Annotated in this window: 18 protein-coding genes; 9 read left to right on the forward strand and 9 right to left on the reverse strand. The window is 68.1% G+C overall.

From position 1 onward, the window contains the following. The first annotated feature begins 21 nt into the window (after positions 1-21). The 5 genes from CNE_RS17965 to CNE_RS17985 all read left to right on the forward strand — a co-directional run bounded on the left by CNE_RS17965 (position 22) and on the right by CNE_RS17985 (position 5,648). Positions 22-1,536 (forward strand): tripartite tricarboxylate transporter permease, encoded by a 1,515-nt coding sequence (locus tag CNE_RS17965; RefSeq protein WP_013958466.1) that lies wholly within the window; start codon positions 22-24, stop codon positions 1,534-1,536. 124 nt (positions 1,537-1,660) lie between these two features. Beyond that, positions 1,661-2,719, forward strand: coding sequence for an AbrB family transcriptional regulator (locus CNE_RS17970; RefSeq protein ID WP_013958467.1), 1,059 nt, complete (start codon positions 1,661-1,663; stop codon positions 2,717-2,719). A 50-nt stretch (positions 2,720-2,769) separates the two neighbouring features. Continuing rightward, positions 2,770-3,192 (forward strand): PaaI family thioesterase, encoded by a 423-nt coding sequence (locus tag CNE_RS17975; protein WP_013958468.1) that lies wholly within the window; start codon positions 2,770-2,772, stop codon positions 3,190-3,192. A 22-nt stretch (positions 3,193-3,214) separates the two neighbouring features. Further along, positions 3,215-4,111 carry a patatin-like phospholipase family protein gene (locus CNE_RS17980; RefSeq protein WP_013958469.1) on the forward strand — a complete coding sequence of 299 codons (897 nt, stop codon included), beginning with the start codon at positions 3,215-3,217 and terminating at the stop codon, positions 4,109-4,111. Between the two features lie 67 nt (positions 4,112-4,178). Next, complete coding sequence (locus CNE_RS17985) at positions 4,179-5,648, forward strand: dihydrolipoyl dehydrogenase family protein (protein ID WP_013958470.1); 1,470 nt, start codon at positions 4,179-4,181, stop codon at positions 5,646-5,648. 3 nt (positions 5,649-5,651) lie between these two features. On the opposite strand, the gene CNE_RS17990 is transcribed toward CNE_RS17985, so the two are convergent. Beyond that, entirely contained in the window at positions 5,652-7,118 is a 1,467-nt protein-coding gene (locus CNE_RS17990) for a sensor histidine kinase (protein ID WP_013958471.1), read from the reverse strand. A 2-nt stretch (positions 7,119-7,120) separates the two neighbouring features. Further along, on the reverse strand, positions 7,121-7,795 hold the full coding sequence (locus CNE_RS17995) for a response regulator (RefSeq protein WP_013958472.1): 675 nt from the start codon (positions 7,793-7,795) through the stop codon (positions 7,121-7,123). A gap of 296 nt (positions 7,796-8,091) precedes the next feature. On the opposite strand from CNE_RS17995, the gene CNE_RS18000 reads away from it, so the two are divergent. Then, complete coding sequence (locus tag CNE_RS18000; protein WP_193351065.1) at positions 8,092-9,186, forward strand: ABC transporter substrate-binding protein; 1,095 nt, start codon at positions 8,092-8,094, stop codon at positions 9,184-9,186. A 9-nt stretch (positions 9,187-9,195) separates the two neighbouring features. Here CNE_RS18000 and CNE_RS18005 read toward each other — a convergent pair whose 3' ends face one another. Further along, positions 9,196-9,939 carry a TetR family transcriptional regulator gene (locus CNE_RS18005; protein WP_041228253.1) on the reverse strand — a complete coding sequence of 248 codons (744 nt, stop codon included), beginning with the start codon at positions 9,937-9,939 and terminating at the stop codon, positions 9,196-9,198. A gap of 615 nt (positions 9,940-10,554) precedes the next feature. On the opposite strand from CNE_RS18005, the gene CNE_RS18010 reads away from it, so the two are divergent. From CNE_RS18010 to CNE_RS18020, 3 genes are all read left to right on the forward strand, one after another. Further along, positions 10,555-11,805: an efflux RND transporter periplasmic adaptor subunit gene (locus CNE_RS18010; RefSeq protein WP_013958475.1), complete on the forward strand. Its 1,251-nt coding sequence runs from the start codon at positions 10,555-10,557 to the stop codon at positions 11,803-11,805. Positions 11,806-11,870: 65 nt separating this feature from the next. After that, positions 11,871-15,023: an efflux RND transporter permease subunit gene (locus CNE_RS18015; RefSeq protein WP_013958476.1), complete on the forward strand. Its 3,153-nt coding sequence runs from the start codon at positions 11,871-11,873 to the stop codon at positions 15,021-15,023. Between the two features lie 2 nt (positions 15,024-15,025). After that, entirely contained in the window at positions 15,026-16,513 is a 1,488-nt protein-coding gene (locus tag CNE_RS18020) for an efflux transporter outer membrane subunit (RefSeq protein ID WP_013958477.1), read from the forward strand. A gap of 66 nt (positions 16,514-16,579) precedes the next feature. Here the strand turns inward: CNE_RS18020 and CNE_RS18025 are convergent, their stop codons facing one another. The 6 genes from CNE_RS18025 to CNE_RS18050 all read right to left on the reverse strand — a co-directional run bounded on the left by CNE_RS18025 (position 16,580) and on the right by CNE_RS18050 (position 24,367). Next, positions 16,580-17,419 carry an OmpW/AlkL family protein gene (locus CNE_RS18025; protein WP_013958478.1) on the reverse strand — a complete coding sequence of 280 codons (840 nt, stop codon included), beginning with the start codon at positions 17,417-17,419 and terminating at the stop codon, positions 16,580-16,582. Between the two features lie 87 nt (positions 17,420-17,506). After that, positions 17,507-18,787, reverse strand: coding sequence for a DUF2957 domain-containing protein (locus tag CNE_RS18030; protein WP_013958479.1), 1,281 nt, complete (start codon positions 18,785-18,787; stop codon positions 17,507-17,509). A 37-nt stretch (positions 18,788-18,824) separates the two neighbouring features. Then, positions 18,825-20,177, reverse strand: a complete 1,353-nt coding sequence (locus CNE_RS18035; protein WP_013958480.1) for a DUF2957 domain-containing protein — start codon at positions 20,175-20,177, stop codon at positions 18,825-18,827. A gap of 249 nt (positions 20,178-20,426) precedes the next feature. Further along, complete coding sequence (locus CNE_RS18040; protein ID WP_013958481.1) at positions 20,427-21,323, reverse strand: DUF1571 domain-containing protein; 897 nt, start codon at positions 21,321-21,323, stop codon at positions 20,427-20,429. A gap of 205 nt (positions 21,324-21,528) precedes the next feature. Then, positions 21,529-22,503 carry a TetR/AcrR family transcriptional regulator gene (locus CNE_RS18045; protein WP_013958482.1) on the reverse strand — a complete coding sequence of 325 codons (975 nt, stop codon included), beginning with the start codon at positions 22,501-22,503 and terminating at the stop codon, positions 21,529-21,531. Positions 22,504-22,771: 268 nt separating this feature from the next. Beyond that, positions 22,772-24,367, reverse strand: coding sequence for a GMC family oxidoreductase (locus CNE_RS18050; RefSeq protein ID WP_013958483.1), 1,596 nt, complete (start codon positions 24,365-24,367; stop codon positions 22,772-22,774). Positions 24,368-24,375 lie beyond the last annotated feature (8 nt).

Consider the following 24,375-nt stretch of genomic DNA (forward strand, 5'->3'; position numbering starts at 1 on the left):
CGACCAGCAAGGAGTCATCGAATGGATACCCTGAACCTGCTGATGCACGGCTTTGCCGTCGCGATCACGCCAATCAACCTGATGTGGGCCCTGGTGGGCTGCTTCCTCGGCACCGCCATCGGCGTACTGCCCGGCATCGGCCCCGCGCTGACGGTGGCGATGCTGCTGCCGCTGACCGCCAAGGTGGAGCCGACCGCGGCGCTGATCATGTTTGCCGGCATCTACTACGGCGCGATGTACGGGGGCTCGACCACCTCGATCCTGATGAACACCCCGGGCGAGTCTTCCACCATGGTGACAGCCATGGAAGGCAACCTGATGGCCAAGAACGGGCGCGCCGGCCCGGCGCTGGCCACCGCGGCGATCGGCTCGTTCGTGGCCGGCACCATCGCCACCGTGCTGCTGTCGATGTTCGCGCCGGTGGCGGCGGACGTGGCGCTGCAATTCGGCCCGGGCGAGTATTTCATGATCATGCTGCTGGCCTTCACCACGGTCTCGGCCGTGCTGGGCTCGTCGCTACTGCGCGGCATGACCGCATTGTTCCTGGGCCTGGGCATCGGCCTGATCGGCATGGATTCGCTGTCGGGCCAGACCCGCTATTCGATGAACGTGCAGGAGCTGTACGACGGCATCGACATCGTGGTGGTGGCGGTGGGCCTGTTCGCCGTGGGCGAGGCGCTGTTCAACGCGTTCTTCCCGCAGCCGGCGGGCACGTTCAACAAGCTCAGCTCGGTCCACATGAACAAGTCGGACTGGAAGCGCTCGGTCCCGGCGTGGATCCGCGGCACCCTCATCGGCTTCCCGTTCGGTCTGATCCCCGCCGGCGGCGCCGAGATCCCGACCTTCCTGTCGTATGCCACCGAGAAAAAGCTGTCGGACCACAAGGAAGAGTTCGGCAAGGTCGGCGCGATCGAAGGCGTGGCCGGCCCCGAAGCCGCCAACAACGCCGCGGTGACCGCGACGCTGGCGCCGCTGCTGACGCTGGGCATCCCGACCTCGAACACCACCGCGATCCTGCTGGCCGCGTTCCAGAACTACAACCTGCAGCCGGGCCCGATGCTGTTCCAGACCTCGGGCGACCTGGTGTGGGGCCTGCTGGCGTCGCTGTATATCGGCAACGTCATGCTGCTGGTGCTGAACCTGCCGGCGATCGGGCTGTGGGTGCGCATGCTGCGCGTGCCCACGCCGCTGCTGTACGGCGGCATCCTGATCTTCGCGGGGCTGGGCGCCTATGGCATCCGCCAGTCGTGGTTCGACCTGCTGCTGCTGTTCGTGGTCGGCCTGCTGGGCATGGTGATGCGCCGCTTCGACTTCCCCACCGCGCCGGTGATCGTGGGCATGATCCTGGGGCCGATGGCCGAGAAGCAGCTGCGCAATGCGCTGTCGATCGGCCAGGGCGACTGGACCCTGTTCCTGCGCCAGCCGATCTCGGCCACCATCCTGGCGCTGACCGTGGCGGTGGTGGTGATCCCGCGCCTGTTGCGCTGGCACGCGACCCGCACCTCGGCGCACGCGCAGGCCGACAACGCGGCATGATGCGCGCGATCTTGCGGTAAGCTTTGCGAGGCCCGCACGCCAATGGTGTGCGGGCCTCTTGTCTTTCGTCGTCCGTCTTCCAGAACAACAAGCCGCCGGCGCTCCCGCGCCAGGCCGCTGTCACATGCGTCTCTTCTCCAACCCTTGGCTATCCGCGCTGCCCACGCTGGCACTCGGGCTGGCCGCCGCCCTGCTCTGCACCGCGCTGCATACCCCGCTGCCGTGGATGATCGGCCCGTTGCTGTCCGTGGCCGCCGCGCGCATGGCCGGGGCCGACCTGCGGGCGCCGTCGCAGGCCCGCAATGCGGGCCAGTGGGTGATCGGCGCGTCGCTCGGGCTCTACTTCACGCCGGACGTGGTGGCGCGGCTGGTGGAGTACCTGCCCTACATCATTGCCGGCTCGCTGTTCGCGCTGGTGCTGGGCGCGGGCGGCGCCATCCTGCTGCGGCGGACCACCGGCGTGGCCTTCAAGACCGCGTTCTTCTCCACCGCCATCGGCGGCGCCTCGGAGATGGCCAACCTGGCCGAGCGCAACGGCGCGCGCATCGACCAGGTGGCGGCCGCGCATTCGCTGCGGGTGCTGATGGTGGTGGTGACCGTGCCGGCGATCTTCCAGTACGGCGGCATCCACGGGCTCGACCCCTATATCCCCGGCCCGCGCGTGGTCAGCGCGCCGGGGCTGCTGGCGCTGATCGCCATCACGCTGGGCGTGGCGCTGCTGGTGAAGCGGCTGAACATGCCCAACCCGTTCGTGATCGGCACGCTGCTGGCCGCGGCGGTGTTGACTGCATCCGGGATCGAACTGTCGGCCATCCCCACCTGGATGAGCCGTGCCGGCCAGTTGCTGATCGGGGTCTCGCTGGGGGTGCGCTTCTCGCGCGAGTTCCTGCATACCGCGCCGCGCTTCCTGTCGGGCGTGGCGCTCTACACGGTGCTGGCGCTGGTGGTATCGGCGCTGGTGGGCTGGGGGCTGTCGGCGCTGTCGGGCGCGCACCCGGCCACGGTGATCCTGGGCACCACGCCGGGCGGCATTGCCGAGATGTGCATCACCGCCAAGGTGCTGGAGGTGGGGGTGCCGCTGGTGACGGCGTTCCACGTGATCCGGATGGCCTTCGTGGTGCTGGCCACCGGCCCCCTGTATCATTGCCTCAAACATCGCGTCGCGCCGGAGGAGACAGAGTAGCGGTCCGCCACAGGACGGCTACGGTGCGGCCAGCCAGAACCAGGAGCGCCATGTCCGAAGCCGCACCGCAATTCAGCCTCACCGAGATCGAAGCCACGCTGGAGTGCGTGCTGGCGCCATGGGTGCGCCAGCTCGGCCTGCGCGCCGAAGCCGTCGATGCCCGGGGCGTCACGTTGCGCCTGCCGTTCAGCGAGTCGTTCCGCCATGCGGGCGGCGTGGTCTGCGGCCAGGTGCTGATGTCCGCCGCCGATACCGCCATGATCGTCGCCGTGGCCAGCGCGCTGGGCGCCTTCCGCCCGATGACCACGGTCACGCTCACCACCAACTTCATGCGCCCGGTGATCGACGGCGACGTGCTGGTGCGCGCCAACGTGCTGCGCCTGGGCAAGACCGTGGTGTTCGGCGAGATCGAGCTGACCGGCACCGACGGCAAGCTGGCGGTGCAGGCCACCACCACCTACGCCCTGCTCTGATCCCCTCGCAACGTCAGCGTCCATGACCTCCGGCCACGCCAATCCCTTCGACCAGATCGTCTTTGCCGGCGGCGGCAACCGCTGCTGGTGGCAGGCGGGCTGGTGGGACACGGTCGCGCCGGAACTGCAGCTGCGCCCGCGCGTGATCGCCGCGATCTCGGCCGGCGCGGCGACGGCGTGCATGGTCTATGCGCACGATTCGCACCAGACCATGGACTACTACCGCGAGGTGCTGTCCAACAACCGCCGCAATGCCTACTGGGGCAACCTGCTGCGCAATGAGCGCGTGTTCCCACATTACGGCATCTACCGCACCGCGCTGCTGACGATCTTCGCCGACGGGCGCCTCTCGCACCTGCAGCAGGCGCCGGAAATCCGCATCGGCGTGGCCCATATCCCGCGCTGGAGCGGCCCGCGCCTGGCGGTGGCAGCGGGGCTGCTGGCGTACAACATCGACAAGCATGTGCTCAAGACGCTGCACCCGCGGCTGGGGCGCAAGCTGGGCTTCCGCCCGGAGTTCGTGCGCGCGCAGGACTGCGCCTCGCCCGAGCAGCTGGCCGACCTGCTGCTGCAGTCGGCCTCCACGCCACCGTTCACGCCGGTGCTGCGCCGCGGCGGCCGCCCGGTGCTGGACGGCGGGCTGGTCGACAATGTGCCCGTGGACGCGCTCGATGCCACCCCGGGCAATGTGCTGGTGCTGGTGACACGGCTGTATCCGCGCCCGCGCCGTTTCGTGCTTGAGCAAGGCGGCCAGCGCCGCCTGTACCTGCAGCCCTCGCAGCGCGTGCCGATCTCGAGCTGGGACTACACCCGGCCCGATGCCATGACGCACGCCTATGAGCTGGGCCGCCGCGACGGGGAAACTTTCCTGCGCGAGTGGCCGTCGATCCTGAATACCGAACTGCGGCCCGCTGCCTAGTGTTTCGTTTGCTGGCGCTGGCCTGATTGTTGTCGATGCGGCCCGTGTGCCGCAACAGGAGGCATGGATGACTAAGCGCCAGACAACCCCCGCCGGGGCCAAGGAACCGCGGCGCGCCCGCGAGGTCAGCGCGGCGCCGCCGGTGGAGCAGGTGCCGCGCGTGCGCAACGGCCGCACGCGGCGCAACGACAAGGTGCGCAAGGCAGACCTGGTGGTGATCGGCGGCGGCTCGGGCGGCGTGGCCTGCGCGCGGCGCGCCGCCGCGCACGGCGCACGCGTGATCCTGGTCGAGCGCGATGCCATCGGCGGCACCTGCGTCAACCGCGGCTGCGTGCCCAAGAAGATGCTGTCCTACGGCGCCGGCTGGTCGGCGATCCTGTCGGGCTGCCTGTCGCACACGGGCGGGCATGAGGACTGGCGCGACGCCATCGTCCGCGTCAACGCCGAAGTCGCGCGGCTGAACGCGGGCTACACCCAGCGCCTGCACGAATCCGGCGTGGAAATCCTGCGCGGCGATGCGCTGGTCACCGGCAAGGGCGAAGTGCGCGTCGGCGACGAGACCATCCACGCGCGCCGCATCCTGATTGCCACCGGCGCGCGCCCGCGCGCGCTCGAAGTCCCCGGCGGCGAACTGGCCGCCAGTTCCGACGACGTCTTCACCTGGCAGACCGTGCCGGGTTCGATCGCGGTCATCGGCGGCGGCTACATCGGCGTGGAGCAGGCCTCGATCCTGTCGCGCTACGGCGTCAAGGTAGACCTGATCGTTGCCGGCGACCGGCTGCTGCCCCACTTCGACCACGACATCTCCCGGTCGCTGGCCGATGCACTGACCGCGCGCGGCGTGCGCCTGCACCTGAACGCCAGGGTGCACCTGCTGAGCCAGGCCAACGGCGCGGTGGAAGTCTGCTACCGCCCCACCGACCGCCCCGGCCAGACCGAGGCCGTGCGCGCGCAGGCCGCGCTGGCGGCGATCGGGCGCATTTCCAACGTGCAGGGCTTCGGGCTGGAGGCGGTTGGCGTGGACTTTGGCGACAAGGGCGGCATCCGCGTGGACCGCCAGTTCCGCAGCAACGTGCGCGGCATCTACGCGCTCGGCGACGCCATCGACGGCCTGCACCTGACACCGGTGGCCACCGCGCAGGGCCGCTGGCTGGCCGACCGCCTGTACGGCCGGCGCGGCGAACGCGCCGATTTCGACTTCGTGCCCACCGCGGTGTTCTGCGAGCCCGCCATCGGCGCCGTGGGCCTGACCGAGGCCCAGGCGATCGCAGCCGCCGGCAAGCCCGAACGCATCCGCACCGTGGTCAAGCGCTTTGTCTCGCTGGAAAACCGCTTTGGCGGCACGGCCCACCAGTCGATGTTCAAGCTGGTGCTGAATGCGCGCAGCGGGCGCGTGCTGGGTGCGCACCTGATGGACGACGCCGCGCCCGAGATCGTGCAGACGCTGGCCGTGGCGTTGCGGCTGGGCGTGCGCGAATCGCACCTGGAGACCACGGTGCAGCTGCATCCGACGGTGGCAGAAGAGTTGTTTGGTTAGGCGTTATTCACCGATGGGCAGCTTCAGCACCGCGCGCACGCCGGTGCCCTGCAGCCCATCGCCAAGCTCCACCGTGCCGCCAAACCGCGCCGCCATCTCGCGCGAGATGGCCAGCCCCAGCCCGGAGCCCGGCTCCGCATTGCCCACGCGCCGGTAGAAGCGCGCGAAGACTTTTTCGCGCTCTTCGGCCGGAATGCCCGGGCCATCGTCTTCCACCACCAGGCAGGCGGTCTGGTCGGCGCGCGTGGCCGACAGCGTGATGCGGCTGCCGCGCGGCGAGTACTGGATCGCGTTGTGGACCAGGTTGGCCAGCGCCTCGCGCAGCAGCGCGGGGTCGGCGCGCACCGGCAGCTTCAGCCCTGCCACCGGCTCCCAGCCGAAGTCCTGCTGCTTGCCGCGCGCCAGCGGCAGGTAGTCCAGCGCCACCTGTTCGGCCACGGTGACAGCGTCGATGATGTCGATGCCATCGGCTTCCTGGGCGGCTTCGCCGTGGTGCTGGCGTACCCGCGCCAGCGCCAGCAGCTGGTTGGTCAGGCGCGCGGCCTGCTCCAGCTGGGTGACGATGCCGCCCACGGCTTCGCCGGCGGCCTGGCGCGCGGCCTCGGGGTCGGGCGCGCGCAGCTGGCGCTGGGCGTATTCGGCCTGGGTCTTCAGGATGGCCAGCGGCGTGCGCAGCTGGTGCGCGGCATCGGCGATGAACTGGGCCTGCGACTGCGCCATTGCCGCCGAGCGCGACACATGCAGGTTGACCGCGTCGACCAGCGGGCGCACCTCGGCGGGCACGCGCTCGAACGTAAGCGGTGTCAGGTCGTCCGGCGAACGCGCTTCCACATCGTCGCGCACGCGCGCCAGCGGGCGCAGCACGTAGGTGACGCCGCCCACCAGGATGCCGGCGCTCAGCAGGATCAGCAGCAGGTCGCGCGCCAGCGCGCTGCGCCAGACCGTACCGATCAGCGTGGTGCGCGGCTCGGCGGTCTCGGCCACCTGGATGATCACGCGCATGCGCGCATCCGGCCGGTACACCGGCCGCGCCATGGCGGCGATGCGCACGGCCTCGCCCCGGTATTCGGCGTCGTAGAAGCGCGGCTGGTTGTTGACGAGGTTGCCGGCCGGCAGCGGCAGGTCGTCGTAGCCGGTGACGGTCTCGACCTGGCCGGCGCGCTCGGTCGACACGCGATAGAAAACATGGGTCTGCGCCGCGGTCTCGAACATCTCCATGGCGGCGTCGGGCAGGGTGAGCTGGACGCTGTCGCCGGCCATGCCGATGGCATTGTCGATGGCGCGGATCGAGCCATAGAGCGAGCGGTCATAAGCCGTGTTGGCGGCGTCGCGCAGGGTGCCGTAGGTCAGCCAGGTGTCGATCGCCATCATCGCCGCCAGCGCCGGCACCAGCAGCAACAGCAGTTGCCGGCGCAGGCTGCCGCGGCGCCACAGCAGCACCGGATGGCGCGGCCACATCCGCAAGTGCATGATTAGCGCCCGGCCTCAGGCTCCAGCAAGTAGCCGAAGCCGCGCAGCGTGACGATGGTGACGCCGTGCCCGGCCAGCTTCTTGCGCAGCCGGTAGACCAGCACCTCGATCGCGTCGGGAGAGACATCGGCGTCGAGCGAGAACACCTTGTCGAGCAGCTGCGCCTTGGTCAGCGGCTGGCCGCTGCGTGCCAGCAGCGCGCCCAGCAGGGTCGATTCGCGCGGGGTCAGCGCCAGCGGAGCGCCGTCCAGCGTGAAGCTGCGGGTCTCGCCGTCAAACACCAGCGTGCCGCACTGCAGGCGCGGATGCGCGCGCCCGCGGCTGCGCCGGATCAGCGCCAGCAGCCGCGCTTCCAGCTCGGCAATGGCAAAAGGCTTGGGCAGGTAGTCGTCGGCGCCCAGGTTCAGGCCGCGCACGCGTTCGTCCAGCGTGTCCTGCGCAGTCAGGATCAGCACGGGGGTGCGGTCGTCGCGCCCGCGCATGGACTTGAGCACGGCCAGCCCGTCCTTGCCGGGCAGGCGCAGGTCGAGCAGCACCGCGTCGTATTCCTCCGCCTGCAGGCGGGCCTCGGCCTGCAGCCCGTCGGCGACGTGCTCGATCACAAAGCCGCCCTGCTCCAGCGCGCGGGCGACCCAGCGTGCCAGTTCGATTTCATCCTCCACCAGCAGGATGCGCATGCCGGTCTCCTCCTCTGCCGGTTTGGTCCATATTTCGGTTGCGGCGGCGGAAAACGTCCGGATAACAGGGGGCTGCACCGATGGAGCGCGCCCGCCGCGGGCGCCTATAATACCCCCGCCCCGCTGGTCCCGGCGCGGGTTGTCCGCGCGCCCGCTCCCTTCCACAGGCAGTTCTTCCGTTTGCGACCACCGTGCCCACGCGTCCACCCCCGCCGTCCCTGCTATGCGCTTGTGAGCCGCCTGCCTCGGCGCAGCGCCGCCGCCTGCTGGGCGCGTCGCTGCTGGCCGGCGCCACTTTGCCGGCCGCATGGCCCCTTCATGCCCAGTCTAGGCCGCCGGCGCCGCCGCCGGGGTATCCGTCCGGGTATGACGCCACCATCGCCGGCGCCATGCGCGAAGGCATGGTCACGGTCTATGCATCGACCGACCTGAAAGTGGCGCAGCCGCTGATCGCCGCGTTCGAGGCGCGCTACCCGGGCATCCGCGTGCACTACCAGGATCTCAACACGATCGATCTGAACCAGCGCTTCCTGGCCGAGACCGCGGCGCTGGGCGGCAAGCGGCCCGCGCCCGATGCGGCCTTTGCCGACGTGCTGTGGAGCACGGCGATGGACCTGCAGATCAAGCTGGTCAACGACGGCCATGCGCAGCGCTACGCCTCGCCCGAGCGCGCCGGCCTGCCCGGCTGGGCGGTATGGCGCGACGAGGCCTGGGGCACCACTTTCGAGCCCGCGGTGATTGTCTACAACCGCTACCACCTGGCCGGCATGCGCCCGCCGCGCAGCCGCAGCGGGCTGGCGCGGCTGCTGCAGGAACACGCGCCGCGCTGGCATGGCAAGGTGGTGACCTATGACGTGGAGCGCTCGGGCGTGGGCTACCTGCTGGCGCAGCAGGACGCGCGCATGGGCAGTGAGTTCTGGTACCTGGCGCAGGCGCTGGGGCGCGCCGGGGTGCAACTGTCGGCGTCCACGGCCGAGATGATCGAGCGCATCGCCAGCGGCGAGCTGGTGATGGGCTACAACCTGCTGGGTTCGTACGCGCTGTCGCTGATGGAGCGCGGCGCGGCCATCGACGTGATCGCCCCGCGCGACTACACGCTGGTGATGTCGCGGGTGGCCTTTATTGCCCGGCGCGCGCCTCGGCCCAATGCGGCGCGGCTGTGGCTGGACTACCTGCTCTCGCGCGAGGGCCAGGCGCTGCTGGCCAAGTCCACCTCGCAGCTCTATACCATCCGCACCGATACCGACAGCGTACACACCGCGGCGGCATTGTCGGAGCGGCTGGGCTACGCGCTCAAGCCGATCAGCGTCGGCCCGGGCCTGCTGGCCGCGCAGGACGCGATGCGCAAGCGCGCCTTCCTGGCGCGCTGGCGCGAGGCCATGCGCGGCTAAGCGCGGCGCTCAGGGCACCAGGTCGCCGGTTTCGAGCCCGCCGGGTTGGGCGTTCGGGCAGGCCTGCTGGCACAGCGTGGACAGTTCCCGGTCCAGCGCCGCCATCGGGCGCGGCACGTAGCCGTGGCGCAGCGCCGGTGAGAACTTCAGGGTATCGATAAAGGCGTCGGACATGCGCTCGGCGTTGGCGTCGAGGTCGAAGTCCTGGGGCGAGAACAGCCAGTGCGCCAGCACCCCGCCGATGGCGGCATGGAAGGCGTTGACGGCCAGGTCCAGGTCCAGGTCGGCGGGCAGCTGGCCGCGCTCCAGGGCCAAGCGCAGGTGTTCGCGCATCTTGATCAGGCCGTCCTGGTGCGACTGGCGCTGGCGCTCGAAGATGGCGCCGTTGTCCTGCACCATTTCACACTTGTGGAAGATGATCTCGAACACCCGGCGCCAGCGCGGGTTGATCACGGTCTGGCGCATCACATAGGCGCAGATGTCGCGGATGCCGCCCAGCGGGTCTTCCTGGCGCGCGAGCCGCTCGGGGTCGCACAGCGCTTCCACGGGCAGGTTGACGCGGTCGCACATGGCGGCGAACACATCGCTCTTGTTCTTGAAGTGCCAGTAGATCGCGCCGCGCGTGACACCCGCCGCCTCGGCGATGTCGGCCAGCGACGGGCGTGCCACGCCGCGGGCGTGGAACACGGCTTCGGCCGCGTCGAGAATCCGGTGGCGCGTTTCAAGCGCCTCTTCCTTGGTACGTCTGACCATTTTTGTCTCTGGTGCCGGCGGCATGACGCGATGGAGCCGTCATGGCCAGCCTTGTTGGTTCTCCCTGGTGCGGCCGCTGAGGCAGCCGCACGGGCCGGCGCATGCGCCGGCGGGTCGTTGTCGTCACATGCCAAAGTGCTTGCAGCCTGCGAGCCGACACGACGGCGCGCATCCTAACCTGAGCCGGCGGTTTGCGCCGTGATTCCGAACGGGTAGGACGCAATTCGGACCGATCGGTTGGGTTTGACCGGGCTCGGGACCCGTATTGCCGCGGCCCCGCGGCGCCGGTTGTGCGCCGAAAGGCCCTTCTGCAACATCAACTTAACATACATGCTTGAATGTATATATAATACGCGCTTGCCCGGCGTTCGGCCAGCCGCCTTCTGTGACATACCCAGCACAGCTGGCAATCCCTGCCGCAGGCCAGCCGGTCATGAATCCAGTCGTTACATAAAAGTCACCGTTCGTCGCATTTGACATTGCGACGCCGCGATTTGTGGCTAGCATCACGCTTTTGTCCGCCGCAAACCGTGCGGCGTGCTGTGTCGTTTCCGTTTGTCGGATGACAGGTCGGGACGATGCGGCAGATCTCAAATTGCCATCATGGGGTTATCGATGAGGAAGTCCCAACGTATCCGTTGCGTTGCAGCCTATGCACTAGCGGCGCTGTCTGCCGTGGCGCTTGTTGCCTGTGGCGACAAGAAGGCCGAAGGCGGCCCCCCGCCCCCGCCGGAAGTGGGTGTGGTGACCGTGACGCCGTCGCCGGTCGCCGTCGTCAATGAACTGCCGGGCCGCCTGGAAGGCATCCGCACGGCCGAAGTGCGTGCTCGCGTCGAAGGCATCGTGCTGTCGCGCAACTACACCGAAGGCGGCGAAGTGAAGGCCGGCCAGGTGATGTTCCGCATCGACCCGGCGCCCTACCAGGCCACGCTGGCTTCGGCCCAGGCCGCGCTGCAGCGCGCCGAGGCCAACGCCGTGTCGGCGCGCCTGAAGGCCGAGCGCTACAAGCCCCTGGTGGCCGTCAACGCGGTCAGCAAGCAGGAGTACGACGACGCCGTGGCCTCCGCCGGCCAGGCCAATGCCGACGTGGCCTCGGCCAAGGCGGCGGTGCGCACCGCCCAGATCAACCTGGGCTACACCACCGTGACCGCACCGATCAGCGGCCGTGCCGGCCGCGCGCTGGTGACCGAGGGCGCGCTGGTGGGCAAGGGCGAGGCGACCAAGCTGGCGCTGGTGGAGCAGGTCGACCCGATGTGGGTCACCTTCACCCAGCCGGCTTCGGAAGTCACGCGCCTGCGCCGCGCCATCGAGTCCGGCATGGTCAAGGGCATGAACGGCGGCGCCAAAGTGCACCTGTACGTCGAAGACGGCCGCGAGTACGAACAGACCGGCAAGCTGCTGTTCTCTGACATGACCGTAGACCCGACCACCGGCGCGATCACGCTGCGCGCGCAGTTCCCCAACCCGAAGCGCGAGCTGCTCTCGGGCACCTTCGTGCGCGTGAAGATCGAGCAGGGCGTGGATGAGAACGCACTGACCGTGCCGCAGCGGGCGCTGATCCGTGGCGCGCAGGGTGCCAGCGTGATGGTGGTGGGTACGGACGGGAATGTCGCGGCGGTGCCGGTCAAGGCGCCGCAGGCCATTGGCGACAGCTGGGTGGTGACCGAAGGCCTGAAGGGCGGCGAGAAGGTGATCGTCGAGGGCCTGCAGAAGATCAAGGTCGGTGCGCCGGCCAGGGCCGTGCCGTTCAAGCCGGCCGGGGCCTCGGCACCGGCCGCGGCGACGGCCTCCGCCCCGGCGACGCCGGCCTCGGCCCCCAAGGCCGAGAGCCAGCAGCAAGCCAAGTCTGACGCCAAGCAAGGCTGAACCCTGCCGTACCACCAATACGGCAAATAACGGCTAGACCGCTAGACCAAGAGGGAGCCAGTTTTATGGCCAAGTTTTTTATCGACCGGCCGGTGTTCGCGTGGGTGCTCGCGCTGATCATCGTGCTGGGCGGCATATTGGCGATCCTGCAGTTGCCGATCGCGCAATATCCGAACATCGCCCCGCCGACGATCTCGGTCACCGCCACCTACCCGGGTGCGTCGGCCAAGACGCTGGAGGATTCCGTCACCTCGGTGATCGAGCAGGAGCTTAACGGCGCCCCTAACCTGCTCTACTACAACTCCACCAGCGAGTCGTCCGGCCTGGCGAGCATCACCATCGCCTTCGCGCCGGGGTCGAACGTCGACCTGAACTCGGTCGAAGTGCAGAACCGCCTCAAGCGCGTGGAAGCGCGCCTGCCGGCTGAAGTGCGCCAGCAGGGCGTGCGCGTGGACAAGGCCGGGAACAACTACATGATGTTCCTGACCGTGTCGTCCAAGTCCGGCACGGCTGATGCGATCCAGCTCGGCAACTATGTCTCGGCGCAGGTGATCGACTCGATCCGCCGCGTGCCGGGCGTGGGCCAGGCCGACCTGTTCGGCACCGAGTACGCCATGCGGATCTGGCTGGACCCGGCCAAGCTGACCGGCTACAACCTGACCCCGACCGACGTCACCGCCGCGGTGGGCGAGCAGAACATCCAGGTCGCCGTGGGCGAGCTGGGCGGCACGCCCTCGCCCAAGGGCACCGAGCTCAACGCCACCGTCACCACCGAAAGCCGCCTGACCACGCCGGAGCAGTTCGGCAACATCCTGCTGCGCACCAACCCGGATGGGTCGTCGGTGCGTATCAAGGACGTGGGCCGCGTGGAGCTGGGCGGCGCCGACTACTCGACGCTGGCCCGCACCAACGGCAAGCCGTCGGCGGCCATCGCCATCAAGCTGGCCCCGACCGGCAACGCGCTGGCCACGGCCACCGCGGTGCGCGCCAAGATGGAAGAGCTGTCCAAGACCTTCCCGGCGGACTACCAGTACTCGGTGCCTTACGACACCTCGGCCTTCGTCAAGATCTCCATCGAGGAAGTGATCAAGACGCTGCTGGAAGCCGTGGTGCTGGTGTTCCTGGTGATGTACCTGTTCCTGCAGAACTTCCGCGCCACGCTGATCCCGACCCTGGTGGTGCCGATCGCGCTGCTGGGCACGTTCGGCGCGCTGCTGGCGTTCGGCTTCTCGATCAACGTGCTGACCATGTTCGGCATGGTGCTGGCCATCGGTATCCTGGTGGACGATGCCATCGTGGTGGTCGAGAACGTCGAGCGGATCATGAGCGAGGAAGGACTCTCGCCACGTGAAGCCACGCGCAAGGCCATGGGCCAGATCACCGGCGCCATCATTGGCATCACGCTGGTGCTGACCGCGGTGTTCATCCCGATGGCGTTCTTCTCGGGCTCGGTGGGCAACATCTATCGCCAGTTCTCGCTGTCGCTGATCTCGTCGATGGCGTTCTCGGCGCTGCTGGCGCTGACGCTGACCCCGGCACTGTGCGCGACGCTGCTCAAGCCCGTCGAAGCCGGCCATCATCATGAGAAGACGGGCTTCTTCGGCTGGTTCAACCGCACCTTCGCGCGCGCGTCGACCAGCTACCAGGGCGTGGTGGCGCGCATCCTCAAGCGCACCGGCCGCTACCTGATCATCTACGCGGTCATCATCGTCGGCGTGGTGGTGCTGTTCAAGCGCCTGCCGTCGTCGTTCCTGCCCGACGAAGACCAGGGCTACATGATCACCGTGGTGCAGCTGCCCAACGGCGCGACCCAGGACCGTACCATCGGCGTGCTCAAGCAGATCGAGGACTACTACCTGCAGAAGGAAAGCAAGGTGGTGGACCAGATGATCACGGTGGCGGGCTTCTCCTTCTTCGGGCGCGGCCAGAACGGCGGTATCGCGTTCGTACGCCTGAAGGACTGGAAGGAACGCACCGGCGCCGGCGAGACCGCGCAGGCGCTGGTCGGCCGTGCCTTCGGCGCGCTCTCGTTCATCAAGGACGCGATCATCTTCCCGCTCAACCCGCCGGCGATTTCCGAGCTGGGCAACTCCTCGGGCTTTGACTTCCGCCTGCAGGACCGCACCGGCCAGGGCCACGCCAAGCTGATGGAAGCGCGCAACATGATGCTCGGCATGGCGGCCAAGAGCCCGGTGCTGATGGGCGTGCGCCCGGAAGGCCAGGAAGACGCGCCGCAGCTGCAGATCGACATCGACCGCGAGAAGGCCAAGGCGCTCGGCGTCACGGTGGCCAGCATCAACTCGACGCTGTCGATTGCGTTCGGCTCCAACTACGTCAACGACTTCATCTATGAAGGCCGGGTGCGCAAGGTGATCGTGCAGGCAGAAGGCTCAGACCGCCGCCTGCCGGACGACCTGACCAAGCTGCGCGTGCGCAACAGCAACGGCGACATGGTGGCGTTTGCCGCGTTCGCGACCTCCAAGTGGGTGATGGGCTCGCCGCGCCTGGAGCGCTACAACGGCATGCCGGCGGTGAAGCTGGCGGGCCAGGCCGCGCCGGGCCGCAGTACCGGTGAAGCCATGCGCGTGATGGAAGAGAACTTCGCCAAGCTGCCGCCGGGCTTCGGCTTCGAGTGGTCCGGCCAGTCTTATGAAGAACGCCTGGCCGGCTCGCAGGAACCGATCCTGTACACGCTGTCGCTGATCATCGTGTTCCTGTGCCTGGCCGCGCTGTATGAAAGCTGGTCGATCCCGTTCTCGGTGCTGCTGGTGGTGCCGCTGGGCGTGCTGGGTGCGCTGCTCGGCGTGACGCTGCGCGGCATGCCCAACGACGTGTACTTCAAGGTGGGCCTGATCGCGACGATCGGCCTGTCGGCGAAGAACGCCATCCTGATCGTGGAATTCGCCAAGGACCTGCAGGCGCAGGGCAAGGGCCTGATCGAAGCCACGCTGGAAGCGGTGCACCTGCGTTTCCGACCGATCCTGATGACGTCGATGGCGTTCATCCTGGGCGTGCTGCCGCTGGCGATCGCCACCGGCGCGGGCTCGGGCAGCCAGCGCGCCATCGGTACCGGCGTGATGGGCGGGATGATCACGGCCACGGTGCTGGCGATCTTCCTGGTGCCGGTCTTCTTCGTCGTGGTGCGCAAGCGCTTCAAGGGCAGTGCACGCCAGCGCATGCTGGACCAGAAGTGGCACGAGCCGAAAGAGGAAATCTGAATATGACCAAGACTCTGACCACACTGCTGCTGGTGGCCGGCGTTCTGACGGGGTGCACGCTGGCCCCCCACTATGATCGCCCTGCCCCGCCGGTGGCAGACAGCTTCCCGGTGGCGCCCGAGGGCTACGCCACCGCCGAGGCCAAGAGCGGCGAGACCCGCCGCGCTGTCGACATCGGCTGGCGCGAGTTCTTCCGCGACCCGCGCCTGCAGTCGCTGATCGCGACCTCGCTGGAAAACAACCGCGACCTGCGCACCGCCGCGCTGCGCATCGAGGAAGCGCGCGCGCAGTACCAGGTGCAGCGCGCCGACCTGCTGCCGACGGTGAACGCGAATGCTGGCTATACTCGTGCCAGCACCAACGCTGCCACGGGGGTATCGGTTCTGGGCCAGCCTGCGGTATCGCAAGTCTACTCGGCCAGCCTCGGCATCTCGTCCTACGAGCTGGACTTCTTCGGCCGCGTGCGCAGCCTGTCGAACGCGGCGCTGGCGCAGTACTTCTCCACGGAAGAGGCGCATCGTTCAGCGTATATCTCGCTGGTGTCGGAAGTGGCCAAGGCCTACCTGTCCGAGCGTTCCTTCGCCGAGCAATACGAGATTGCACGGGACACACTCAAGGCGCGCGAGAGCACCTATGGGCTCGCCAAGCAGCGCTTCGACGTCGGCGCCACATCCGCCCTGGACCTGCGCGACAACGAGTCGCTGGTGGCCCAGGCGCGTGTCGCCGCCGCGCAGCTCGCACGCCAGCGCGCGCAGGCGCAGAACGCGCTCGAAGTGCTGGTGGGCAAGCCCATCGGCAGCATCGAGAACCTGCCCGAGCCGATGCGCCTGTCCGACGAACGCATCATCAGCGATATTCCCGCGGGCCTGCCTTCGGACCTGCTGGAGCAACGCCCGGACATCCGCCAGGCTGAACAGCAGTTGCTGTCGGCCAACGCGAATATCGGCGCGGCACGCGCGGCGTTCTTCCCGCGCATCACGCTGACCACCAGCATTGGCACAATCAGCCCGACGTTCTCGAACCTGTTCGATGCCGGCACTAAGGCGTGGTCGTTCGCACCGCAACTGACGCTGCCGATCTTCGACTATGGCCGCAACAAGTCCAACCTGGACCTGGCCAATGTGCGCAAGAACATCCAGGTGGCCAACTACGAGAAGACCATCCAGACGGCCTTCGCGGAAGTGGCGGATGCGCTGGTGGCGCGCGGCACGCTGGAAGACCAGGTGGCCGGCCAGGAAGAAGTGCGCAATGCCGAAGCCGCGCGCTACGAACTGGCGCGCGTGCGCTTTCGCAGCGGGATTGCCAGCTACCTGGACGAGCTCGATGCGCAGCGCCAGCTGTTCACCGCCGAGCAGGCACTGATCCAGGCGCGGCAGCTGCGGCTGAACAACGCGATCGATTTGTACCGGTCGCTGGGTGGTGGCTTGCAGGAGAGCGGTGCGGTGGCGCAGCAGGGGACGCCTGCGCAACAGGGGACGGTGACGCAGTAAGGGTTGCCGCTTGCCGTTGCAGCAATAGAAAACGACGCGCTCAGGCGCGTCGTTTTTTTTTCAGCCTCAGAACTTGTACGAAGCCGCCAAAAAGAACACCAGCGGATTCGGCTCCAGCTTGGTCTTCGACGTCGACAACACCGTCCCGTCGGACGCCTTGATCGTCATCGACGACGTCGACTTCAGCGGGATATAAGTCACCGCGGCCGTCACGCCCCAATGCTCGTCAAAGTTATAAGTGCCACCGATATTGAACACCGGGGCCCATGACGACGACGCATCCGCACTCACCGACGTCGGCCCCGGGATGCCCGCCCCCGCCGCCAGGATCGCGCCGAGGTTGTTGTTGACCGAACTCGCAAACGCCGGATTGACCTCGATGTTGGTAAAGAAGTTGTACGACACCCCCAGCCCCAGGAACGGGCGGAAACGCGTGCCCGGATCCAGGAAGTGGTACTGCACCATCGCCGCCGGGCTCCACTGCCGCGCCTTGGTGATGATGGGGTTCAGCGCGGGGTCGCCCAGGCTCTGGCGGCCGAGCGCGCCGGCCGGGCCCGGCGGAATCAGTTCGCCGTGGCCATAGAGCTTGAACTCCGGCGGGATGCCGCCCACCGCGGTGACCGCGATATGGTCGGTGACGAAGTGGCTGAAGGTCAGCCCCAGCGTGTTGGCATTGGACGACGACAGGCTGCTGCCCGGCGCGGTGAAGCTGGACGGCAGTCCCAGCGGGTAGTTGATCGGCACGTCGAGCAAGGTGGTGGTCAGCGGGCCGCTCTGGCCATGGGTCTGGATATAGAACCAGCCGGCGGATACCACGTTGTCGCCCTTCTTCTGGGCATGGGCAGGCAGGGCGAAGCTGGCCAGCGCGGCCAGCATCAGCGTGAGCGTGAGGCGTATGGTTTTCATCTTGTGTCCCCCGGCAGTGGATGTCTTTGTTTGGTCGAGTCGTGGTGCAGTGGCCCGGGCTGCGATGGCCCGGGCCTGGTAGCGTGCTTACTGCACGAATGCGCCGACGGTGAAGTACGGGCCGCTGTCGCGCTGTTCCAGGAAGCCGAACACGCCGCCGGTGAACATCAGCTTGCCGGTCGGCGCCGAACCCGCGGGCGCCTCGCGCCGCGACGTACGGACCACGCCCGGCACTTGCTGCGAGTAGTCCAGCCGGTAGGGAATCGCCAGCGACGCATCGGATGGCCGGAACGGATCCATCATGGTGGCGGCGGCGCCGACCAGCGCGGTCACGCGGTAGTTGAAGTTGCTGTCGACGCCGACGTATTCGCCGTTGACCGCGCCTTCGGTGACCGCCACCGCCGGCGCCATCATGCCGATGCCGATCTCGTCATCGGCACCAAGCGGGCCGTTGGCGAGCGAGTCATTGGCATAGCCCACGCGGATCATGACCGGCACCAGCTGGCCGCGCAGCTTGCCCACGATCAGGTAGGCCTTGCCCAGCGTGTTGCCCAGCGTGGGCGGCTGGCTCTCGGCCTTGTAGTTGGTCGACAGCAGCGCGCCGTTGGCCTGCGGCACGAAGTTGTTGCCCTTGCGCTCGCACGTGTTGGTGGCGTTGTCGCAGACGGTGAATGAACCATCCGCGGCCAGCGCCATGCGGTAGTCCTGCGCCACTGTCTTGAACTGCTTGGACGGCACCTCGTGGAAGCCCGTGCCGTTGTATTGCCCGGCGATCTTCGACAGGTCGGTCTCGGTCTGCGCGAAGCCGATGAACTGGAAATACGGGAAGGTGGTATCCGGCACCGCGCCGGCGCCCAGCACGCCGTTGAACTGGATGCGCGCGCCGGGGATGGTGCCGCCCATCACGCCCTCGCCGACGAAGAGCTTGGCGGGACGGTTCGGATCGAGGCTGGCCCCGCTCAGCTCGAACGCGCACTGGTTCAGCTTCTCGGTCGGCAACCCCGTCTCTGCCTTCAGCGTGCCGCGCATCACGTTCTGGCCGTTGGTGGGGTCGCTGCGCGTGGGCTGCACGGTGCCGGTCTGGCGCGGCACGGAAGAATCGAGGAAGGTCACCTGCCAGGTCTTCCTGGTGGTGTCGATCTGCACCTTCACCAACTCGCCGGAGCCGGTGCCGCCGGTGAAGGTCGTGGAGTAGTCGAGCGATGCCGGGCACAGTCGCGTTTGCACCGCGGCCGGCGTGGACGGCGCGTCATCGCCGCCGCCGCCGCCGCAAGCGGCGAGCATGGCGGTGGCGGCCACGGCCAGCGCACGCGCCGGCACCGTGGATGGGCGCGAGGCCCGCGGCAGGATCATTCGATGGGGTTGCATGGTGTGGTCTCCTCGGTCTTGTGTCTTCTTGGTGGACTCAGGGTGCTGCCAGCACGCCGACGCGGAAGGTCGGGCTGGCGCTGCCGGTGCCGGACAGGTGGCTGAACACGCGCCCGCTGGCGATCAGCGCACCGCTGGTGCCGCTGTTGTCGGTGGTGGCGATCATGCCCGGCGCGTTCTGCGTGAAATCGAGCTGGAAGGCGCCGGTCTGGTTCATCGTCATCGGGTCCAGCAGCTCCACGCGCGCGCCCTTGACCAGCGAGGCGGTGTAGACAAAATCGCTGCCCGAGCCGATATAGCCGCCGTCGAGCTGGCCGCTGGCCAGCGACTTCGCCGGCGCCATCAGTGCGAGCCCCGACTCGTCGTCGACATTGACCGTCAGCGGCAGCAGCGAGATCTGCGCGTAGCCGGTGCGCACCAGCAGTGGCACCAGCGCGCCGTTGAGCTTGCCCACCACCATCAGGCCCTTGGCGCGGCTGGCGTTGTTGTTGGTGATGGCCGCACTCTGGAACGAGGGGTAACGGCGGCTGCCATCAGCATTGCTGCTTTCAAAGGCACCGTCGGCGCTGCGAAGCTTCCAGCTGTTGCCGGTGCTGAGGCAGCTGCCGGCCGCGACGGTGCAGCTGCCGTCGGCGTTGAGCGTCTCAGTGGTCTGCGCGGTCGCAGGCGTGAAGTGGCTCGACGAAGTCAGCGAGCCGCCGGACGGCACCTGGTGGTAGCCCAGCAGGTTGTAGCTGCCGGCCACGCTGGTGAAATCGGTCTCGGTCTGTGCGAATGCCAGTACCGGGTAGAACGGGAACGTGGTGGCGGGGATCGCGCCCAGCCCAAGCACGCCTGGATAGGAGATGGTGGCACCTGGGATGCCGCCGCCGGCAACGCCATTGCCCAGGAAGATCACCGGCGGCCTGGCACTGTCGATATTGGCCTGCGAGGTGCCGTCGGACGCCGTGGCTGTCTGCAGCGCAACCGCGCAGCGGTTCTGCTCGGCGGTCGGCAGCGAGGTCATGTTGGCAAAGGTGCCAGTAAAGGTCACGCCCGCGCGCGTCGGGCTCACGCTGCCGGGTTGCTTGGGCACCGGCGACTCGATGATCTCCAGCTGGTAGGTGCGCGCCGCGGTGTCGAAGCGCAGCTTGACCAGTTCACCCGCGCCGGAGCCGCCGGTGAAGGTGGTGCTGTAGTCCAGTGCCGCCGGGCACAAAGACCCCGGCGGGCCGCCGATGGTGACCGGCCCCTGCGTGGGGCATGTGCCCGTGTTCGCGCATTGCGGCGGTGCCTGCGTGCTGGCGCGCGGCGCCTCTTCATCGCCGCCGCCACCGCAGCCGGCCAGTGCCGCGGCAAGGCTCACCCCTGTCAAAACCAAAGTGCTGCGTCGAAGCATCGACATGGTCATTGCCTGTCTCCTGATTTTTTTGGCGACCCCTGGTTCTGGATCTGGTGTCCGGCTCTGCGGCCGGATCCCTCCCGGGTGCGGCGACTCTCGCCGCTCGCGTGTTTTTGCGTCAATAGAGCGGCCGTTCCAAACAGACGCGCCTGGCGTGCATGCCGCATGTGGCGGTGGATTGCGGGTGTTGCACGGACTGCGCGGCAAAGCGGCGCGGCCACCGATTCAAACGCACGGTGCGCGCCGTTTTGCCACAATTCAGAAGCGATAGTCAGGATTGGCGGGATCGAATGCCGAGGCCTCGAAGGTCTTGCGCACCAGCTTGTCGAACACGATCTTCTCGACCATGTTGCCGTCGGCATCCCAGGCGGTTTCCACACGGATATACGGATGCTTCAGGTCCAGCATCAGCTGCACCTTCTTGGCGTAGTACTGCGGCGCGCCGGCCGGCAGGTCCCAGGTCAGCGCCACCATGCGCACGCCCTGCTCCTGCACGATCTCGGCCTTGCTGTATTTCTCGGGCAGGCCGGCGGCACGCAGCGACTTTGCATCGCGCTCCAGCATCGACAGCACGAACTGGAAGCCCAGGTCGCGCACAGTGTGGTTGGACTGCGAGCGCGCCAGCGTGCCGTCCAGTCCGATCCACATCGAGGTGAAGCCCAGCACGCCGCCCAGGTGGCCGTACATCTCGTCCTTGCGGCGGGTTTCGTCGTAGATGATTTCCTGGCCCGACTGCGCGCCGCCGGGCAACCACTTCGCATAGAGCTGGCGCGGCTGATGGCGGTAGCGGATCTGCATCTTCGCGGGCTGGTCCTGCCACTGGTTGTTGAGCCGTTCCTGGCGCGACATCCAGTACTCGTACTCGGGATAGCGGTTCATCTCGGCGCGGGCCCATTTCAGCAGTGCATCCGGCTGCAGCGCCTGGAACACGGCCAGCACCTGCTCATCGGACAGCCGCGCGAGTTCGCCGCTGGCGACCTGGCGCGAGAACAGTGCGGCTTGCTTTGCGGATGTCTGGCCGTCATAGCCCGTGCCCGCGGCGGCGGTGGTTGTGGCCGTCTGGGCCATGGCCACGGGGGGTATGGCCAGTGGCGCAGCCAGCAGTCCGATAACGGCACCGGCGACGGCGGCAAGGTAAAGCGGTTGGATCGACATGGCAGCTTCCTCCTCAAGATGTCCGCCAGGAGGCGGAGCGCGGGCAGCGCAGGGCGAACGGGACCACCGCCGCGCTCTTGGAAAATCCGATAAGGCGCACGGGGTCCGCGGGGCCTGTGCGTGGCCTCGCTGGATGGATCGACGGTTCAGTTTTGCGTGAGGGCGGTGGCGCCGGCCCGGCGGTAACCGGGCGCGGCGCGCGCCGCTATGTCCTGGTGCGCATTCGCATCCAGTCATCCAGCGGGTTGCTGGGGAAGCTCACGGTTTGCTCGCGCGCGCGGACCGGCATGCTGGTCACGGCTGAGCGTTTGGTGCCCTCATTGCGCACGGTGCGTGCGCTGATGCGGGCCTTGCCGAGGGCGGCGGCGGTTTGGCTGGCTGCATCGTCCATGGTTGCCGCCATCGCGGCGCAACTGGCACTCAGTTCATCGGCAGACTGCGCCGCGGCCAGCCTGCTGGCGCGCTGCTCGGCCTGCTGCTGCTCGCCGAGCTCGAATACCGACTGCAGGGCCGAGAAGTCGTCCGCACTGGGTTGCGCCACGTTCAGCACCGCTTCCACCATGGCAGTGAGCTGCGCCAGCACGTGCGCATCGCTCATCTGCCGGCCCTGCGTGAACACCGGCAGCAGGCTGGTGAGCTCTTCGCCGGCCAGCACGCCGGCCAGCGCCTTGAGCGCAAACTGCAGGCGCCAGCCAAGCTCATGCCGCGGCAGCCCCGGAATGGCGCGCGAGAAGGCGTCGAAGAAGCGCCCGTACACCGGGGCGTAGTGCTCCAGCAGGTATTGCTGGATAAAGGGCGAGGTGTCCGAATACACGCGCCCGAGCAGCCGCAGGAACGATGGCCCGCCCACCGACGGGTCGCGTGCCATCTGCAGCGCGGGCACGAACAGCGCACCCATCACGTGCTCGCAGCGGATGCTGTTGCCGGGCCAGCGCGCTTCGCACGCATCGAGCAGCGCCAGGCGCCGCGCGTTGAGCGGATCCAGCCGCCGGCTCAGCACGGCGTGCATCATGATGTCTTTGCTGCGGAAGTGGTAGTTCACGGCGGCCAGGTTGACGATGGCGCGCGACGTGACCTGCCTGAGCGAGGTGGCTTCATAGCCGACCTCGGTAAACAACTTTTCCGTGGCGTCGAGAATCCGGGCCTTGGTGTCTCCAGCCGAGCTTTTGCCGGTCTTCATGGGGGCGTCTCTCTTCGTTGCTGCCGTAAACCCCTTAGCAATTTGCTACGCTGTTCCGCTCCCTGCTCTGACGGCATACGGATGCTTGAAACAGCTGTACGAAGCCTATCCACCGCTTCGAGCGTTTCACAAGACCTGAATTGGAGTGGGCATTCTAATTGCGCCACTGGTGTGGGGAATCGCACAACAATGTCGCCCGCCGCCTGCATGGAGCAGGCATGCCGGATGCCTGCAATGCCGGACATTGCAGGCTTGCGTGGCCAATACCTCATGGCGTGAGGCTCCGTGCCAGCGCGTCCGCATTCTGCGCCGTCAGCGCGAACACTGACAATTGGGGGTTGGCCCCCACGCTGGTCGGAAACACCGAACCGTCGAACACCGACAGGTTGGCCAGCTGGTGGTGGTTGCCATGGCTGTCCACCACGCCGCCGCGCGCATCGTCGCTCATGCCGCAGCCGCCCATCAGGTGCGCGGTGAACAGCGCGGTGCGGAACGGCTTGAGCGGCAGCTGCGCGATGGCGTCGCGCGCCTCCGGCCAGCTGCGGTACTCGGCGGCGTCCAGGTGAGCGGGCCGCACGCGCGCCGCACCGGCAGCGAACTGCGCCTGTGCCATGCTCAGCCATGCGCGCCGCACGCCGTCCCAGGCGTAGTCGCTCATCTCATAGTCCAGCAGCGGGCTGCCGTCGGGCGCCAGCCGCACGCGCCCGCCCGTGCTCTCTGGCACAAAGCCGTCGCGCAGCAGTGCCAGCATGGCGTTGGTATGGGGCAGTTGCGCCATGTCGCGGCGCAGCGCCTCGCCCACGCCGTTGACCACGCCCGCGCTGATGCCGGGGAACAGCGGCGGCACCTCCAGCTTGTAGCCCATCGGCCCGGTCGCGCCGTCCCTCCACTGGAAGTGGTCGGAAGCGATCGACTGCGGTGCGCCATAATAGGGATCAATGCGCTCCGGCATTTTGGCTATGCTGATATTCACTGGATGGATAAACGTGCGCAATCCCAGCCGCTCATGCGGGTCCGGCACGCGCGAGCGCAGCAGCAGCGCCGGCGTGTTGATGGCGCCGCCGGCTGCGATGAAGTGCCTGGCGCGTACGACCACGCCGACGCCGGTGGGCGTATAGCCGTCCGCGCCCAGCGCCTCGCCGGTGACCGACTGCACGCGCTTGCCGTCGTGGTCCAGCGTGCGCACGCGCACGCGGTGCACCAGCGTCGCACCGCTGGCCAGTGCCGCGGGGATGGTCGATACCAGCATCGACTGCTTGGCATTGACCGGGCAGCCCAGCCCGCAATAGCCCGAGTTCCAGCAGCCCTTCACATTGCGCGGGATCACATGCCATTCCCAGCCCAGCGTCTCGCAGCCGCGCTTGAGCACATCGTTGTTGGGATTGGGCGCCATCGCCCAGGGCGCGATGCCCAGGCGCTCTTCCACTTTCCTGAACCACGGCGCCATGTCGGCCTCGCTGTGGCCGGTGACGGCATGATGCGTGGCCCAGTGCGCCAGCGTCTGCGGCGGCGTGCGGAAGCTCGATGACCAGTTGACCGTGGTGCTGCCGCCGACGGAGCGGCCCTGCAGGATGGCGATGGCGCCGTCGGCAGTGGTGCGGGCCGCGGCCTCCTGGTACAGCTCGCGATAGGCGCGATTTTCGTCCATGTCGCGGAAGCTGTCCGAGGTGCGCAGCGCCCCCTCTTCCAGCAGCACCACGCGCAGGCCCGCGCGGCTGAGCGCCTCGGCGCTGATGCCGCCGCCCGCGCCGCTGCCGACGATGACGACGTCGGCATCCAGCGTGCGCGTGGTGGTTAAGGTTGCAGCGTCCAGTACCTTCCAGCCGGCGGCGATGCCGGCATCGTAGAGATTGTCGATGGCCATGTCGGGGA

Origin of the sequence: Cupriavidus necator N-1 (genome assembly GCF_000219215.1) — a bacterium.
GTDB lineage: Bacteria > Pseudomonadota > Gammaproteobacteria > Burkholderiales > Burkholderiaceae > Cupriavidus > Cupriavidus necator.